2 pseudogenes are annotated in these 1,435 nt (G+C 61.2%); one reads left to right on the top strand and one right to left on the bottom strand.

Going from position 1 to position 1,435, the window contains the following annotated elements:
* Positions 1-15 precede the first annotated feature (15 nt).
* A pseudogene (locus tag ACEVQ6_RS23620) lies at positions 16-809 on the top strand (IS5 family transposase).
* Positions 810-828: 19 nt separating this feature from the next.
* Here the strand turns inward: ACEVQ6_RS23620 and ACEVQ6_RS23615 are convergent.
* Positions 829-1,435 (bottom strand): annotated as a pseudogene (locus ACEVQ6_RS23615) (IS5 family transposase); the annotation flags it as partial.

The raw sequence follows: 1,435 nt of genomic DNA, 5'->3' as shown, positions 1-1,435 counted from the left end.
TGATGTTGCTTATCCATGATTCATTACCTGCGGAGGCAGGAGTGTTTGAGCATGGCAGGTGAATTCTGGCTTGATGACGATCAGTGGGCGGTGATTTCTCCGCTGCTTCCGACCAACCAGCCAGGCGCTCATCGCACCGACGACCGCCGGGTGATCAGTGGGATCATCCACGTGTTGCGATCCGGTTGCCGGTGGCAGGACTGCCCATCCTGCTACGGGCCTTCGACAACGGTCTATAATCGCTTCCATCGCTGGTCAGCGAAAGGGATATGGCGGCGACTGTTCGAAGCTCTGGTGCAAGCGACGGATCGGGATATCCATATGATCTACAGCGCTACCGCAAAAGCACACCGCTCTGCAGCGGGCGGAAAAAGGGGGGGGCAGATGCCGAAGCAATCGGTCGCTCGAGAGGCGGTAGATCGACAAAAATCCATGCTTTTGTCGATGGTTGCGGCCGCCCAGTCGCGTTGCGGATAACGCCTGGGCAGCGCGGTGATGCACCTGTTGCCATCCCGCTCCTTGAACCCTTGCCGCCCGCACGTCTGTGCGCTGCAGATACGGCTTACGACAGTGACGCCTTGCGCGATTTCCTGACTACACGCGGCACGACGCCGGTCATTCCCAACAATCCAACCCGAAAGAGGATCAGACCCTTCGACCCGGTCGCATACCGAAGACGGAATATCATCGAACGCACATTCTGCCGTCTCAAGGACGGGAGGCGTGTCGCCACACGAGACGACAAGCTCATGATAAACTTCGCGGCAACATGCTACATCGCCGCAATCCTCACAGGGTGGATCAATTGAGTCTGGAACCTAAAAGCACCTAACAAAATTGCCTGCAACAGATGATAGCGCATGCGAGTGTCACGAACGTTTTGTGGATATCGGCCCGCCTTTCATAGCGGATGGCAAGGCGTCGGAACGGGTTGAGCCACGCGAAGGTACGCTCGACGACCCATCTGTGGCGCCCCAGCTTCTGGCTCGTTTCGATGCCGCGTCTTGCGATGCGTGGGATCACGGACCTTGCGCGACATTCGGCCCGGCAGCGACGATGATCATAGGCCTTGTCGGCATGCAGCTTGAGGGGTCGTCCGCGCCCATGCCGGACGGCGGGAATGGCGTCCAGGGTGTCGGCGAGCATCATGCTGTCGTGGCGGTTGGCCCCGCTGATGGTCAGGCCGAGGGTCGTGCCGTTGCGGTCGACGACGATGTGGCGTTTCGTGCCCGGCCTGCCGCGATCCGTCGGGTTCCGGCCGGTGTCGTCCCCCCTTTTTTTTGCCGCGACGCTCGCGCTGTCGAGGCAGGCGCGGCTCCAGTCGAGCCGATCGGCGTCGGCGAGGCGTTGCACAGGGTGCAGCTTCGCCCAGACGCCGCGGCCTGCCAGTCGCGCAACCGTCGCCAGCAGGTCATGCCGCAACACCCGAATTCCC

The sequence above is a fragment of the Ensifer soli genome (assembly GCF_041928815.1).
Taxonomy (GTDB): domain Bacteria; phylum Pseudomonadota; class Alphaproteobacteria; order Rhizobiales; family Rhizobiaceae; genus JBHFEI01.
Note: the sequence above shows the minus strand (reverse complement) of the source record. Positions and strands in the feature narration are given on the sequence as shown.